General features: G+C 61.5%; 12 protein-coding genes and 3 pseudogenes. 8 read left to right on the top strand and 7 right to left on the bottom strand.

Translation table 11 applies throughout. The annotated features are described in order from the left end of the window. Window positions 1-128: 128 nt before the first annotated feature. Window positions 129-1991, bottom strand: coding sequence for an ABC transporter ATP-binding protein (locus tag HMPREF3160_RS04850; protein ID WP_083285444.1), 1863 nt, complete (start codon window positions 1989-1991; stop codon window positions 129-131). A gap of 661 nt (window positions 1992-2652) precedes the next feature. Further along, a complete protein-coding gene (locus HMPREF3160_RS04845; protein WP_070507341.1) occupies window positions 2653-3219 on the bottom strand; it encodes a TetR/AcrR family transcriptional regulator in 567 nt (188 codons plus the stop codon). Window positions 3220-3295: 76 nt separating this feature from the next. On the opposite strand from HMPREF3160_RS04845, the gene HMPREF3160_RS04840 reads away from it, so the two are divergent. Both HMPREF3160_RS04840 and HMPREF3160_RS04835 read left to right on the top strand, forming a co-directional pair. Next, window positions 3296-4168 (top strand): DMT family transporter, encoded by an 873-nt coding sequence (locus HMPREF3160_RS04840; protein WP_070507339.1) that lies wholly within the window; start codon window positions 3296-3298, stop codon window positions 4166-4168. Further along, window positions 4149-4358 (top strand): hypothetical protein, encoded by a 210-nt coding sequence (locus HMPREF3160_RS04835; protein ID WP_070507338.1) that lies wholly within the window; start codon window positions 4149-4151, stop codon window positions 4356-4358. Before HMPREF3160_RS04840 ends, HMPREF3160_RS04835 begins: the two co-directional genes overlap by 20 nt. A gap of 101 nt (window positions 4359-4459) precedes the next feature. Here HMPREF3160_RS04835 and HMPREF3160_RS10000 read toward each other — a convergent pair whose 3' ends face one another. After that, the gene (locus tag HMPREF3160_RS10000; protein WP_176744704.1) at window positions 4460-4624 is read right to left on the bottom strand and encodes a hypothetical protein; all 165 of its coding nucleotides are present in this window, start codon (window positions 4622-4624) and stop codon (window positions 4460-4462) included. Window positions 4625-4867: 243 nt separating this feature from the next. On the opposite strand from HMPREF3160_RS10000, the pseudogene HMPREF3160_RS10310 reads away from it, so the two are divergent. The 3 genes and pseudogenes from HMPREF3160_RS10310 to HMPREF3160_RS04820 all read left to right on the top strand — a co-directional run bounded on the left by HMPREF3160_RS10310 (window position 4868) and on the right by HMPREF3160_RS04820 (window position 8310). Then, window positions 4868-6542, top strand: a pseudogene (locus tag HMPREF3160_RS10310) (ATP-binding cassette domain-containing protein). Window positions 6543-6547: 5 nt separating this feature from the next. Beyond that, the gene (locus HMPREF3160_RS04825) at window positions 6548-7153 is read left to right on the top strand and encodes a TetR/AcrR family transcriptional regulator (protein WP_070507336.1); all 606 of its coding nucleotides are present in this window, start codon (window positions 6548-6550) and stop codon (window positions 7151-7153) included. Window positions 7154-7158: 5 nt separating this feature from the next. Then, the gene (locus tag HMPREF3160_RS04820) at window positions 7159-8310 is read left to right on the top strand and encodes an MFS transporter (protein WP_070507417.1); all 1152 of its coding nucleotides are present in this window, start codon (window positions 7159-7161) and stop codon (window positions 8308-8310) included. Window positions 8311-8741: 431 nt separating this feature from the next. Here HMPREF3160_RS04820 and HMPREF3160_RS04815 read toward each other — a convergent pair whose 3' ends face one another. Further along, window positions 8742-9752, bottom strand: a complete 1011-nt coding sequence (locus HMPREF3160_RS04815; RefSeq protein ID WP_218078965.1) for a helix-turn-helix transcriptional regulator — start codon at window positions 9750-9752, stop codon at window positions 8742-8744. A gap of 71 nt (window positions 9753-9823) precedes the next feature. Here HMPREF3160_RS04815 and HMPREF3160_RS04810 point away from each other — a divergent pair, with 71 nt between their 5' ends. Beyond that, window positions 9824-10207: a VOC family protein gene (locus HMPREF3160_RS04810; protein ID WP_035756255.1), complete on the top strand. Its 384-nt coding sequence runs from the start codon at window positions 9824-9826 to the stop codon at window positions 10205-10207. Between the two features lie 30 nt (window positions 10208-10237). Here HMPREF3160_RS04810 and HMPREF3160_RS04805 read toward each other — a convergent pair whose 3' ends face one another. Beyond that, complete coding sequence (locus HMPREF3160_RS04805; RefSeq protein ID WP_256173987.1) at window positions 10238-10858, bottom strand: TetR/AcrR family transcriptional regulator; 621 nt, start codon at window positions 10856-10858, stop codon at window positions 10238-10240. 59 nt (window positions 10859-10917) lie between these two features. Here HMPREF3160_RS04805 and HMPREF3160_RS09625 point away from each other — a divergent pair. Continuing rightward, a pseudogene (locus HMPREF3160_RS09625) lies at window positions 10918-11361 on the top strand (GNAT family N-acetyltransferase); the annotation flags it as partial. A gap of 26 nt (window positions 11362-11387) precedes the next feature. Next, window positions 11388-11722: pseudogene (locus HMPREF3160_RS10175) on the top strand (SCO6880 family protein); the annotation flags it as partial. Window positions 11723-11845: 123 nt separating this feature from the next. On the opposite strand, the gene HMPREF3160_RS04800 reads toward HMPREF3160_RS10175, so the two are convergent. Both HMPREF3160_RS04800 and HMPREF3160_RS10080 read right to left on the bottom strand, forming a co-directional pair. After that, window positions 11846-12826 carry a PIN domain-containing protein gene (locus HMPREF3160_RS04800; protein WP_070507334.1) on the bottom strand — a complete coding sequence of 327 codons (981 nt, stop codon included), beginning with the start codon at window positions 12824-12826 and terminating at the stop codon, window positions 11846-11848. A 665-nt stretch (window positions 12827-13491) separates the two neighbouring features. Next, window positions 13492-14418, bottom strand: coding sequence for a DDE-type integrase/transposase/recombinase (locus HMPREF3160_RS10080; RefSeq protein ID WP_218078964.1), 927 nt, complete (start codon window positions 14416-14418; stop codon window positions 13492-13494). Window positions 14419-14881 lie beyond the last annotated feature (463 nt).

Genomic DNA, 14881 nt, shown 5'->3' with positions numbered 1-14881 from the left:
CAGCCTGCCACGTTGAAGGATAGAAAAAATCCCCCAAGTGCGCTTCCGTGGAGAGGCGTGGGGGATATAGTGCTCCCCAGACTAGTATGAGGTAAGCGTGATTGTCGTGCTTTCACGCCATCCATGTTTCACGCACGATCAGTGTCCGGAGAACTGGGTCGGGCTTGCTTTAACGTTTCGGCCGGGGGAAGGTCGGCGCTTGTGTGAATGTGTAGTGCGGAGATGAACTCTTGGTAGAGGGTGTCACGAGTGAGGAGGTCGCGGTGGGTTCCTGCGTCTCGCACCTGACCGTTCTCGAGGACGATGATCTGGTCTGCATCGAGCACGGTGGATAAGCGGTGTGCGATGGTGACGACCGCACCTTCTCGTGAAGCGGTGGCGATGAGGTTCTGGATGGCCGCTTCGGTAGTCGCGTCGAGCTGGGCGGTGGCTTCATCCAGCAGGAGCACGTTCGGGCGACGAACCAGGGCTCGTGCGACGGCAAGGCGTTGACGCTCCCCACCGGAGAGACTGGTCTCGGCAACGTTAGTGTCCAGCCCGTCACTGAGGGATCGAATCTTCTGATCGAGACGTACTGACGCGAGCGCTTCCCATGCTTCCTCATCGGTGGCGTCGGGCGCGCGGAAGAGCACGTTGTCACGAACGGTGCCGGGGATCACGGGTGTTTCTTGTTCGACGTAGGCGATGCCTGACCTGACATCATCGATGCTCAAGTGCTCGTACGGGACACCGTTCAGTTCGAGTCGCCCTGAGGTGGGGTCGATGAAACGGAGTAGTAGTGAGAAGACGGTGGTCTTTCCCGCTCCGGACGGGCCGACGAGTGCGATGTGCCCCTTGCGCGGGATGGCGAGAGTAACGTCGCGCAGCGCGGGGGTTTCTGCGTCGGCGTAGCCTGCTGTGACCGCACGGAGCGTAAGCACTGGGGCATCAGGATTGCTCACAGGAGCAGGTGCATCGGCGGGGCGAGCGTGCGTGTCTTCGAGTTCGAGGTGTTCGGTTTCGCGAATGCGTGCGGCGGCGGCGAGGCCACTCTGGAGGGTGGAGAATGCCCCTGCCAGTGAGGTGATCGGGTCAACGATGTTGAAGGCATACATGAGGAATGCGACAAGAGTGGACACAGCAAGCTCGCCGAGCGCGACTCGTCCTGCGCCGAGGCCGAGGATGACGATGATCGCCAGCTGCACCCCGCCGCCCGCGACTGACCACGCCAGTGCCGAGAACCAGACCGATCGGATCGCGTGGCGGGCAGATTCTTCGGCTTTTGCGTTCACCCGTGCGATCTCGCGGTGCTCGGCACGGCTGGATTTCACGGTACGCAAGGCTCGCACCCCGCCCTCCAACGTCGCACCAAGATCTCCGATGGCGTCCTGTGCGCGTTTGTCAGCTTTACCGATCTGCGGAACGAGCACACCGAACAAGACGCCGACCACGACCAGCGCGAGGAGCGTGGCCAGCAGGAGAGGCCAATCGAGGATCGCCATCAACACAATGGTTCCGACCAGGGATACCAGGCCGTTGATGAGTTGCACGAGACTATTCGTCGTCGCCTCCCGCAAAAGCAGCGTGTCGCTGGTGACGCGGGTGACGAGTTCGCCGGACCGGAAGCGCTGAATCTGCTCCAGCTTCGCCAGCAAGAATCGACTGACCAGGCCACGGCGAGCATCTAGCACGATGCGCTCTGAGAGCCTACCCAGTAGCACGCTCTGGGCGAGGTTCGCGATGACTCCGACGATCAGGATCAGCACCAGGACCGTGACTGGACCTGTGAGATCGAGATTAGTGCCGAGCGAGTCGAGCACCCACTTGGTGACCATCGGTGTCGCGAGCGCGATCGCCGTTGCGAACAACCCCAGCAACACACCAATGATGAGGGTTCGAAGATGTGGGCGCGAGTACGACCACAACAGCGCGATACCTTCCCGGAACGGGACCGCAGCGTTGCCCGACTTCGCGTCGTCGATGCCGTTAATCGGAGATTCAGAGACGTTCATGGTGTCTTTCGTGATCATCTTCGATGCGGGTTAGCGGAACGCCCGGCTAGTGGCGCTACCGGTCTGGAACAGGCTAAACCAGACCATGAATTTCTGCAATGGAGGCAGCGGGACACCGACCAGGTGCCGCCATCCCGTGCGTCCGGTCCAGCTCGATCTGCCGCAACTCCAACGTGTCAGCCAGCACCCGTAACGACTCGACCGCCTGCAGCCCCGCCCTCGGGTTAGTGCATGTTCGCCGCGACCACGGCGACCCGTGAAGGCTTCAGAATGTCAAGCTAGGTTGGGCATCAATGGCTTGTCAGCGAAGGTTGCAACGTGGCGTTGCGGCTTCGGCTCCGTCCGCATAACGCCGACGATGCCGAATGGCTTCACGAGCTGTACTCGCCCTCGGGCGTCGAGGAAGTGTCATACGAGTTCGACAGCCTGATCTCCGTCACGTTGCTAGGCGGCATCTACGCGGCGTTCATGGCCCGTGAACCCTGCCGCGGAGCTGTGGGTACCAGGTTTCACTGGCTTCGCAGCGGCTGCATGCCTTGTCGGGTTCATGGGCATCGCCCTCCTCCTGCGCAGTGATCGAGCCCTGTCTCACTAAGCGTACTGCCCGGAGAGGTTGGTTGAAGAGCGCAACGCGACTCGAGCTTGCTGTGAGAGGGACTCCTCACCGTTGGGCCAAGAGTTCCTGTGATGCGGCGCAGGCTTGAGCGAACACCCGTGGGTCGCCCTGGATCGACGCGGTGACCTGGGCACCTTCATGGAGCAGGTGCAGGAGGGCGCCGGTGTTCTCATCGCCACCGGCGATCTGCGTGAACAAGGCCAACATCCAGGCCTTCTCCGCCCGAACGAAATCGCCTGCCTCATGCTCGCTGGCACCGATCTCGGCCCAAGCGTTCACGAAGGCACAACCGCGAGGGGTGCCGGTCGCCCACCGAGCAGTGTGCCGGTAGACGACCTCCAGGGCTTCGGCTGGGGAGGCGCCGGTCAAGGCTTCCAGGAGTTTGCCCTGCCAGACGTGCGCGCGTTGTTGGAGGTAACAGGCGACCAGCCGATCCTTGGACCCGTAGCGCTGATACAAGGTCCTCTTCGTGGTCTCAGCGCGTTCGACGATGCTGTCAACACCGGTGGCCCTGATTCCGTGGTCGCGGAAGAGTTCCGAGGCAGCATCGAGAACCCTGTGGCCGACCGGTGTGGTGTCGACAGGCTCGAAGACCTCGAGGTCGATGTGCATGATCCGTCCCCCATTCGGCTGTGGTGCACTGACAGTATACCGACCGGTATGTTTAGCTGTTCGCATGCGATGGTTTATGTGTGTGGCGTTCGTGGTGGCGTGGAGTTCCGGGTTTGTCGGGGCGACGTTGGCGGACCGGACAGGCCTGGGGGCGTGGTCCCTGCTGGCCTGGCGCTATCTGATGACGGCCCTTCTACTGGTCGTCGGGTGTCTCCTGGTTCCTTCGGTGCGTGATTCTTTCCGCGCGCTGAGCCGACGCGAGGTGTGGCAGCAGGTCGTCCTGGCCGTCTTGTCTCACGTGTTCTTCCTGGGCGGTGTGTTCCTGGCTGCTGAACAGGGGCTTGATGCCGGCGTGTCTGCGCTGGTGTGTGCACTCCAGCCGCTGCTCGTGACCGCGGCGGGGCGCATTTTCTTCGGTGACCGAGTCAGCATCCTCCAGTGGGTTGGCCTGCTCATCGCTCTGGTTGGCGTCGCTTTGAGCGTGGGAGGCATCAGCGCAGTGGGGGTGGGAGGCGTGGGCCTGGTGGTAGTGAGCCTGCTGGGACTGTCCATGGCCTCATTGCTGGAACGCTCGTGGAAGCCCCAGGTGCCCGTGGTGACCAGCCTGACCGTGCAAGTGAGCGTTGCGGCCGTGATCTTCAGCGGCATAGCCCTCCTGACCGACGGGCTTGCAGTGCAGGTCACGGGGGTACTGGTGCTGGCAATCAGCTGGCTGGTTCTCCTGTCTGGCCTCGGCGGCTACGCCACGTTCATCTGGTGCCTACGCCAGGTGGGAGCCACCAGGACCAGCACTCTGCTCTACCTGACTGCACCGGTCACAATGCTGTGGGCGTGGTCCTTCTTCGGCCAGCAGCCCTCGCTCCTGCAGTGGATTGGGCTTGCGGTCGTCCTGGGTGGCGTCGGCCTCGCGACCAGACGCACCAACCACCGTGAGGAAGACACGGCCTGACCACCGGCCCTTCGTCGACGCCGAGACCAGGCTGCGAGTCCAAACCAACCTCGACGCCAACAACGCCCGCGGCGAACGACCACCCCAGAAGTACGACCACTACCTCAAAGGCGTCCTGTGGTGCGCCGGCGGAGCCAAGCTCATGATCGAAGGCCCTCGCGAACATGAACTGCTCCCCACTAGTCGGTAACTGATTTCTCAGTCCAACTAATGGGGCCCAGCTCAGCTATGGCCGCACCCAAAAAGGTGGAACGATGTCCTGGCACGTCCACCGAAAAAGTGGGTTAAGGGTCAGACGACCTGCGGCGTAATATCGGGAGGATCGGTCTCTCCATGCCCCACCAGCACATGGGAGGCGTGTAGGTCGTCACCGATACGCACTCGATAGTCCTGGTAGCGGCGGATCTCGTGCGCGACCGCGGATCGCTCAGCGCGATCCAATGACAGAACTCTCATGCGGCCAGCTCCTCCCTGGTCCCGTCCCCGCGGGACGGGTTCGCATCGGTCAGGTGCGCTGCTGGAGACGCTGGAGCCCAGTCTCAGCCCAGGGTGACGTTGCTCGGGCCTCGCTTGAAAGACGTGTGGCAACTCCGAGGTGCGGATGCGCGCGTCCTGAGCCTCACTACGAGAAGCACCTGATCACGTGAGCAGGCTGGCAGGCCCAACCGGTATTTATCACAGGTGTGATAGTATTGGGTCATGGTTCATCTTGATGTCGCGTCTGTGACGTACACGCTGGCCGATGGTCGACCGCTGCTGCGCGATACCTCGCTGGCAGTGAGCGGGGGCGAGCGGGTGGCCCTGATCGGCGCGAACGGCGCCGGGAAGAGTACGCTGCTGCGGATCGTAACTGGCGAACTTTCGCCGGACTCCGGCACGGTAACCCGTGACGGAAGCTTGGGTGTGATGCGCCAGTTCGTCACCGGCTCAACAGTCGGCAAACTCCTGTTGTCGGTCGCACAGCCTGCGATCCGCGATGCTGCCGTACAGCTCGCACGCTCTGAGGCCCTGATGAAGGAGCAGGGCACCACTCAATCGCAGATAGCGTACGCGTCGGCAGTCGCAGCATGGGGCGAGGTGGGCGGCTATGACGCCGAGGTGTTGTGGGACGTCTGCACGGTCGCCGCTCTCGGGGTGCCCTTCGAGCGGTGTCGCCACCGGTCGTTGTCAACATTGTCTGGTGGTGAGCAAAAGCGGCTCGCGCTGGAGGCGCTGCTGCGAGGCCCGGACGATCTGCTGCTGCTGGATGAGCCGGACAACTCCCTGGACGTGCCGGGCAAACGCTGGGTGGAAGAGCGGTTGCGCGCGACGGGCAAGGGCGTGCTCTACGTGAGCCACGACCGTGAGCTGCTGGCCCGGACGGCGACCTCGCTCGTGACGCTGGAACTCGGCGCGGCGGGCAACACCACATGGACGCATCCTGGCGGGTTCGATACCTACTACCGTGCGCGGGGACAGCGGTTCCAGCGGTTGGACGAGCTGCGCCGCCGCTGGGACGAAGAGCACGCGAAACTGCGCTCGCTCATGCTCATGTACAAGCAGAAGGCCGCTTACAACTCCGACATGGCCTCCCGGTATCGGGCAGCGCAGACCCGGCTGACCCGGTTCGAGGAGGCCGGGCCTCCGCAAGAACAGCCTCGCGAGCAACGCCTTCAGATCCGGCTGCACGGTGGGCGGACCGGGAAGCGTGTTGTGACCTGCGAGGCGCTGGAGCTGACGGGCCTGATGCGCGCGTTCGACTTCGAGGCGTACTTCGGTGATCGAGTAGGGGTGCTCGGCTCGAACGGGTCGGGCAAGTCGCACTTCCTGCGCCTGCTCGCGGCCGGGGGGCACTGAGCCCGCACCGGGCCAGGAGCCCGTGACCGATGCGAGGATCGAACCCGTGCCGCACGGCGGCACAGCACGGCTCGGTGCGAGGGTACGGCCGGGATGGTTTGCTCAGAATCGCAGCCGGCCCGACCTCGCCAGCCGCACACTGCTGGACATCCTGCACCGCGGTGATGAGCACCGTACTGGCCTTCCGCGAGAGGACGCCTCGCGGGTACTCGCGCGCTACGGGCTGGCGAAGTCCGCAGAGCAACTCTTCGACTCGCTCTCGGGCGGGCAACAGGCAAGGTTCCAGGTACTGCTGCTGGAACTCGGCGGAGCGACGATGCTGCTGCTGGACGAACCGACCGACAACCTCGATCTTGTTTCCGCCGAGGCTCTCCAGCACGCACTCAGGGCGTTTGAGGGCACGGTTCTGGCCGTAACTCATGATCGTTGGTTTGCCCGAGACTTCGATCGCTATCTCGTCTTCGGAGCCGACGGAGACGTCTACGAGAGCAGCGAGCCCGTGTGGGACGAGGCCGGCGTCATCAGGGAGAGGAAGTAAGCGTCATGCCCGCACGGATCGACCCGGAGCAGCGTCGTCAGCAGGTCATCGAGGCGGCATTCCGCCTCGTGGTGGCCGAAGGCATGGAGGGCGTGTCGCTGAGGAAGGTCGCTGACGAGTCCGGTTTGAACATCGGCTCGGTGCGACACTACTTCGACGGACATCACGATCTGCTCACTGCTGCGGCGGAGGAGGCGGGTGCCCGGATGGGTCGCCGTCTTGCCGCCCATCCGGCCGAAGGACTGCGCGGGCTCACACGTGAGGCGGCGCTCGACGCCCTGCAAACCTTGGTCGAGACCGTCATGCCGGTCGATGAGCCACGGCGGGACGAGGCGATCGTGGTGGTCGAACTGATCATGGCCTCCCGAACGATGCCGGTGTTCCGCGTGATGTCCGCGCGCATGGCCGCCGACCTTCACGCGGTCCTGCGCGACGCACTCGACTCCCTCGACGTGCCGGACGCTGACCTCGCTGCGGCGCAGCTCTCCGCCGTGATCGGCGGGCTGACTCTGGACACCGTGACGCCACACGGCGGTCTGAGCGTCGAACGCTTGCGAGCCGTCCTGCGGGCACATCTGCGGATGCTGCTCGCGAACGCGCGTCACGGGTGATGCGTATGCCTGCTTGGTTGTTCACGTTGCTGGCCGCTGCGTTCGTGCTCTACACCGACGACTACGTGATCGCCGGAATCCTGCCTGAACTCGCGGCCGATCTTGGGGTCACCGAGGGCCAGGCCGGACAACTGGTCACCATGTTCTCCCTGACCGTCGCCCTCACCGCACCGGTCGCGGCAGTCGTTCTCGCGGCGGTGTCACGGCGGAGACTGTTCACGACCGCGTTGCCTGTCTTCATGGCCGCAAACCTCGCCGCCGCGGCCACTGATTCGTTTGCGGTGTTGACGGCGCTGCGCGTTGCCGCTGCGTTGACGGCTGCGGCGATGACCCCGGCGCTGTTCGCGTTCACCGCCCGTCACGCACCAGCGCAGAAGGTCGGCAGGTACCTCGCCATCGTCTCGCTCGGCGTCACTGGATCGATCTCAGCCGGAGTGCCGCTTGGCACCTGGATCGGCGGCGTCCTCGGCTGGCGAGCGACCTTCGCGACGATGGCCATCGCAGGGGCTCTCGTCTTCCTCCTCGTGCTCAGCACCCTGCCCCGCTCCGAGGAAACCGACGACACTCCACGCCTGGCCGATCAGTTCCGCATCCTGCGGCGAGCTCCGATCTCGCTCGGATTGATGGCGAACTGCCTGCTCATGACCGACTCGATGATGATGCTCACATATCTCGCCCCCTACCTGGCCGAGACCACAACAGCAGGCATCGAAGAACGCGCACTCGCCTTCAGCCTCTCCGGGATCGCCGGCATTGGAGGCATCTGGCTCGGCGGGATCGCTACCGACCGCCTCGGCGCGAATCGAACCCTGCTGATCGGTATCGGCACGATCGTCGCCACGATGATCGTCCTTTGGGTGCTCTGGACAGCGAGACCCGCTCCACTGCCGCTCGTGCTGGTCGTCGCGACGCTGTGGGGCGGCATGGCGTTCTGGACCTCCCCAGCAATCCAAGCCCGCCTGCACCACCTCGCCGGTCCCGTCTCGGGCCAAGCGCTGGCGCTGAACACTTCCGGCACTTACCTCGGGGTTGCCATCGGAGCCGCGGTTGGGGGCAGCATCCTCTCAACCGCTGGTATCGGAGCTCTCCCTCTCACAGCTGCAGCTTTCGGGATCATGGCAATCATTTCGCTCGCCTACACACGTGCTGTCCCATGACATTCAAAACAGATCATGGGACGCAACGAATTGAGGTGCATTCCGCCATCACAGAGATGCGCAGAGATCTTTCACATAAGTGGACTCTCGCCGAGCTTGCTCAATACGCTCACATTTCTCCGTCTCGCTTAAAGGGCCTGTTCGTTGATGAACTGCTCCCCACTAGTCGGTAACTGATTTCTCAGTCCAACTAATGGGAAGCAGTTCAGCGGAACGATGTCCCGACACATTACAGTCCGCAGCAAGTACTTGTAGCCATCACCAGCCGACATCACCCGCATCGACATCGTCAGCCAAACCACCCCTCACCTGGCCATCACACAGGTGAGCCGGAGCCTCCTAACCTCGATCTGCAAGGGGCCTGGCAGCTCCAGATGGTGGCTACAGCTGGCTGAGATCAGGGTGCTCAGAGGCCCCTGTACGGAGCAGGATCACGAGCGGTAGAGCGTGGCGACCTGATCGATGTGGTCCAGGAGCTTGGCTTTGATGTCGTCGGGGGCTTCGATGCGCACGTCCGAGCCGAGGCGTAGCAGGACGGTGACCGCGTGCAGGTCGTCCATGAACTCCAGGCTCACGGGCCGCCACCCCTCACCCGGTGGGCTCCCGGACGCATCCATCGGCTTGGTGCGGATACTCCACTCGCGCGCGTCGTCCCACCGTGCGGCCAGGAGCCAGGCATCAACACTCACAGGAGTGAACTGGTCGAGAAACCGGCCGCGGTGCTCTCGCCATGCTTGGGCCACATCCAGGTCAGGTCCGGAGCACGGTTCAGCCAACGGGGCGGCGTGCTCGATACGGACTGCCTTGAAGAACCGCACCGTTCCCTCGGTGCTGGCGCATAGATACCAGTCGCTGCCGGCCGACACCAGACCATGCGGTTCCACGATCAGCTCTTGTGCACGTGTGGCTTGGCGTGAGCGATAGGTCAGCTGCAACCGCTGACGGGCGAACACGCAGGCTTCGAGGATTGCGAATGCCTCCCCAGGTTGCAACGCATCAGGTTGCGGCAACCAGCCCTGAGGATCAATCACGATCCGCGACGCAACCTCCAGGCTCTGGTTACGATGGGCGTCGGGAACCGCAGCCAGCAGCTTACGCACCCCCGAGGCGAACGCGTCACCCAAGCCAATCGAATCAGGGCCCCACGATGAGATCGCGGAGAACAACGCGCGGCTCTCGTCCTCAGATAGCGCTGTGACATCGGTGCGGTAGCCCGGCATCAGGCGGACACCGCCGTGGGGGCCGCGCTCGCAGTACACCGGCACCCCGGCAGCCGAAAGTGCCTCCACATCCCGCAGCACGGTACGACGCGACACCTCCAGGCGCTGCGCCAACTCTGCCGTCGAAAGCCCGCCATGGGTACGCAGCAGCCAGATCATCGACAACAACCGATCCGCTCGCATGCCCCAATACTCGCACAGATACATGACAGAAGATGTCACCTATCACCCGTAGCTTCGTAAGCGTAACGACAAAATCGTCCCCAAAAGGGGCGCTCACAGAGAGAGAAGCTATGACCGCCTTCGCACCCACTAGCGTGATCCTCTACGTCACCGACGTCGAGGCCAGCACCATCTTCTACCGTCAAGCCCTGAATAAGGAGCCCATCGAGACCTTCAAAGACTTCGCAGTGTTCGCCCTCACCGACAATGTCATCATCGGTCTGCAGACCCGCGACCAGATCGACCCCGCCGCCACCGGCACACCAGGCAGCGTCGAACTATCCATGAGCTACGCCACCCACGATGATGTCGACCAGCTTTACCACGATTGGACAACCCTCGGCTTTCCGATCGCGCTGGAACCCACCACCCTGGAGTTCGGCTACACGTTCGTCGCCACTGACCCCGACGGGCACCGCCTCCGCGTCTGCGCCACCGACCCCACTAATCTTTAGGGGTCTTGCGGGCATTCCCTCGCCTCGCCCTCAAAGCGCACCCGGCTTGGAGGGCGAGGCGAGGAGAGCGCTGATTCCGTCGGCAAGGATCTCCTGCGGGCTGATGTGGTGCTGCGCGTGGAGTCGCGCGTAGGTCGGAGCTTGCTCAGGGTCGATGGTGACATGCTTCTCGTCAGGCGCCATCGGAGCAGTTAGAGCGGAACCGATCACCAAATTGGATAGTCGGTAGGCAGTGCCGAGCGGGTCCGGGGTGCCTGTTTGTTCGAGTAGGACGCACATTCGCTCAGAAAGGGCCAGGTACGCCGGGCCCCTGGGAGCGCGCATACCGATGACCCGACCGGCCCACCGGTGGGCTGTGAGGTGCGCGAAGAAGGCCTGCATCAGGGCAGGCAGGTCAGCGTTACGGATCGAGTCGGACATGACCGGATCGTCTTCAAGCGCTGTGTCGAGGGCGAGGTCGAACAGATCGTCGACGGATTCGACGCGGGAGTACAGGCTGGCTGGAGCGACACCCACCTGTTGCGCCACAGATCGCAGGGTGAGGGCCCTCAACCCGCCTTCGTCTAGTAACCGTACCGATGCCCTCGCAACCTCCCCGATGTCCACTGCGCGGAGACGTTGCACAGGTTTGCGGTGTTCCCAGTAGCTCACCCCACCAGCCTAACCAAACACGCTTCAGTTAGCTATCCATTCTATGTTAGGTTTAGCGCATGCTGGATACTACCACCCTCCCGATCACCTTTGAGAACACTCGCCTACGCGCCCTGTCCGACTGGGATGCAGAAGCGTATGCATCCGGAACCAGGGACGAAGCTGTGCGGCGTTTCGGCCACCTGCCTGAGCCCGACTACACTCCCGACTCCGTGCGACGGATGATCCGTGACGAGGTTGCTGTGGGTCTGTCGACCGGCACGCTGGCAGTCCTCGCACTTGCCGACGCCGAGGCGGACCGGTTTGTGGGGTCCATGGTGCTCTTCGACGTCAGCTCCGAGGCGGCCGAGGTCGGGTTCTGGATTCATCCCGATGCGCGGGGAGCAGGGCACGCTCGTCGGGGCCTGGAGTTGGCATCGCGCTTCGCACGCAACAGTGGACTGCGAACCTTGACAGCACGCACGCTCCTGGAGAACAAGGCCTCCCAGCGGTGCTTGACGAACGCAGGGTTCCATGAGGTCGAGCGAGCCGTCGGGACCACGCCCGCAGGACAGCGCGAGGAACTATTCCATTACCGGCGCGCTCTCAAGCCCAACGCGCTAAAATCGGACAGATCGAAGACGCCTCACAGACCGCCGAATACCACGACGTCCTCCAACAAGAAGCCGACCTCACCGCCGGCCACGGCACCCTGCGCTACACCGGCCTCATCACCATCACCGCCACCACGATCGAAGACCTCGACGCCCACGTGACCGCCCTCGAACAAGCGCCATCCAAGCCAACTGCGAAACCCGACTCCTCGCCGGACAACAAGCCAAAGCCTTCACCTCTGCAACCATGCCACCATGCCGTCAAGTCTGAACGTTCACTGCCATCGGCATACCGGTCCTCGCACGGCGGAGATAGACCCACGTTGCGTCACCCGGCTCTTAGTGAGTTGAGAATGGCTCCCCGCCTTCATGATCGCGGCTCAGGCTGTTCCGGTTAACCTTCCTGAGGATCGGTCCATGCGAAGTGCTCACTAAAGTGGCGTTTCTCTGCGTCGGAAAGTTCAGATCTGTTTTTGTCCAGGAAGGCGCAGTAGAAGTCTTTCACGTCGTAATCTTCGCCAATAGAATAAACTTGATCATTCTCCACGCCAGCCTTGATAATCCGTCTCTTCTGGCATCCCGTGTAGGACTCTCGAGGATCGAGGCCCGCAATTGCGGCGTGTGTGCTGGCGAAGCTTGGAGACGTCTCGAGGGCAGTGATGAATTTATCCTGTTCAAACTCAATTTGCAGCTCAATGTCCGGATAATGCGCCCTAAAGAATTCATTTAATGTCTTGTAAAGGGTGAGGTCTCCATTGCGACCCGAGGATTCCCATTCGTCAATCAAGAACTGGGACATTTTGTCTGGGTTCAGCTTGGTGGTGTAGTCAGAATCCTCAGAGACGATGATGAGATCGTCATCGTCTGGAACCTCTGCCAAGAGGGCCTCCCAGTTAATAGCGTCCCCGTATGAGCCATTCTTTCCGGGAGGATTTCCACAATCCATGCGCTCTCGGGCAGACTTCCGAATTTTATCGTCACAGTTGATCACATTCGCAAACTCGAATGCTTGTTTTATCAGTCGATCTGCTTCGAGATTGCATTCTCGAGCATCTTTCTCGGCGTCCTTCAAGATGTCATTGCGCAGCTCTTGCAGATCTGTGGCCAGTCTCTTGAGGTTCTCATATTTTGAATATCCATGTATGAGTTTCGGGTAGCTCTTCGGAACTTGTTGGGCACGAAACTCTTTCAGCGCATCGAAGATAACACCCTCCCGGTTTCTGTCGAATTCATCGCGGACTTGGCTAGTGACTTGCAAGGTCAATTCCTTTGACTTGACGCCTTGAAGCAACTTCTTGATCTCATTCAGGTCATTATTTGAGAGGCGAAAGAACGAAAGGTATGTATTTGCGTCGATGAAGACTGACTTGGCCATCAGCTGTTCTCCTCTGCGGTGAGAATTCTCGGGTTGTCCACCCCGTGACGATTGTCACGATATCTCTCGGCCGCCGGTTATGTCTTGCAACTGGACTGCGTGGTGACGGCAAGCACGGCGCTGCATATACATCGAGAGAGAAGCCGTAGGCTTCGTTCGGGGGCCTGGTAGTGGGGTGCAGATAAGAACGATGTCCCGAGACTTAACAAAAGCGGAGACGGGGTGTCTAGTTTCACGATGTTATGTCCATAGAGTTTTTGGACACGGAGTCCAATGACTTGGTGGACACGGAGTCCATGGAGTTTTTGGACACTTTCTAGCGGATCACTATTGTGGTCTGCGCTTCGGTCGGGGTTTGGATAGTTTCGGGTTCATCCGGGGTGATTGGCGGTGCTTCATCCCTTCAACGAGGTTGATGTTGATTTGCCCACCTGGTGGCCTGTGGCTCAGTGTGATTGGTAGTGGCACGCTGAAGAGGAACTCACCGTCGTGGGCTGTGAAAAACTCCGCGACATTATCGTGTGTGACCGTGGCGTAGAGCTTGCGGTTTTTGAATCTCAAGCCGATGTAGAGCCCGTAGCTACACACTCGGACGACACCGTCTTTGCTCACGCGGAGCTGGTCTGGGATATACCAATCGTTTGTTGGTTGTGTCGTTGGCACCGTTAGTGTGGGGTATCGGTGGGAGGTATGCCGTGTTGGGTTGCCATGTCATCGGTGCTGGCCTCGGGTGAAGTTGCCGCTTCCCCGGGGCCGTTTCTCATTTCGGATGCTGCCTGCAGATTGTGTGCCTGGTTGTAGGCCAGTACGCGGGCCCAGACCTGGTCAGGATCGAGTGGTTGCGTGGGCGAAGGAGCCTTGGGGAAGGTCTCGAAGGCCTGGCGTGGAGTGATATGCATTTTGCCAACCAACAGTGACTGGTGCCGTCGTCGCTCGTTGTACACCTGCCGATACTCAGCGAGATACGTGTTGACCTCGGCAAGGCTGATGGGGCCACGCGCGTCTAGAAACTGGGTCAGCGTGCGGTGGGAGCGCTCGTCTTTTCCCTGGGTTGTCGCAGCGAACCCAGCAATTGCCAGTACGCCTTCGCTGGCGAGCCACGTTTCAGTCGCTGAGAGATATCCACGGTGGTAGGCGGCAAACGCATCGCCATTATCGGAAAGGATCTCTTGGGGTTTGCCGTAAGTGGCGAACGCTTCGGCCAGCACGGCGCGGGCATCAGTACCGTTTTCCTGCAACGCGAACGCTTTGGTTCCGACATCGAATCTGCTGACGTCGTCGATGACCTGGTAGATCGTCACAAGCGTGTGAGCACGGTCGAAGAGACGATAGACCAGTCCATCGATCTGCCAGAGTTCACCAACGAAATCGCGGGCGAAGCGCTTATAGGAACTCCGCGGCCGTTTGCGGGCATTAGCATCGACAAACCCCAGCTGATGTAGCCACAAAGCGATTGTGGAACGCGAAGGGGTCCGATCGGCACCGACAGAGTCGAACAAGAAGTAGTAGATCGACCACGGGCCATAATCCAAGCCCTGCTCCATCAACGTTTGCCTGGCGTGGACGACTGCGATCTTGTCGGAAGTCTTCAAATTTTCCAGCCGGGTGCTTCGGGGCAGTCGAATCCGGCATGATGCCAGATCGTCCCTTCTGCGCTATCCGGTCTTTGATGTTGTGGTACGTCTGCCGCGAGATACCAAGTTCTTTGCAAAACTGTGTGATCGTTTTGCCGTCACGAACGGGATCGAAATCTGCGACTTTTCTGAGCTTGTGCAATGGAATAGCCATCCGGATATTCCACCGCCGCCGACGTCCAAAAAGCCACTAGACATCCTGTCCAAAGAGTCAATGGACTCCGCGTCCAAAATGTCCTTAGACATGACATGTCTAGTTTCACGAGGTCCTTCACCCTCCGATGCAAGGTGCGACCAGTCCGCCGCCGCAGACCAGGTTGAGACGGGGCGCCGCAGAAACTAACTATCCCAGCGGCCACGAGTAGCGACTACACCGGTGAACAGCAACCGCAGCGGCAGCAGAATAGCCCCGGGAACACCG

The sequence above is a fragment of the Arthrobacter sp. HMSC06H05 genome, assembly GCF_001807395.1.
In the GTDB taxonomy this organism is placed as follows: Bacteria; Actinomycetota; Actinomycetes; order Actinomycetales; family Micrococcaceae; genus Pseudoglutamicibacter; species Pseudoglutamicibacter albus.
The sequence above is the reverse complement of the archived record's forward strand: the minus strand, read 5'-3'. Positions and strand labels throughout refer to the sequence as shown.